Genomic DNA, 207 nt, shown 5'->3' with positions numbered 1-207 from the left:
ACCCACGCTATCAGCTTGGAAGGCTGAAGTTCTACCATTGAACTACACCCGCGTAAAAAAACTAAAATTTAAAACATCCCCTGTTCCTAAACAGGTTATCAGATTCATTTAATTACATAAAATAAATGGAGGCGCCACCCAGATTCGAACTGGGGATCAAGCTTTTGCAGAGCTATGCCTTACCACTTGGCTATGGCGCCGAATGAT

Annotated in this window: 1 tRNA gene; it reads right to left on the bottom strand. The window is 42.5% G+C overall.

Features of this window, described 5'->3' with window-relative positions:
- Positions 1–126: 126 nt before the first annotated feature.
- Positions 127–200: transfer RNA gene (locus GQY27_RS21405), tRNA-Cys, on the bottom strand.
- Positions 201–207 lie beyond the last annotated feature (7 nt).

It is taken from the genome of Paenibacillus sp. An7, from assembly GCF_009870785.1.
Taxonomy (GTDB): Bacteria; Bacillota; Bacilli; order Paenibacillales; family Paenibacillaceae; genus Paenibacillus.
The sequence above is the reverse complement of the archived record's forward strand: the minus strand, read 5'-3'. Positions and strand labels throughout refer to the sequence as shown.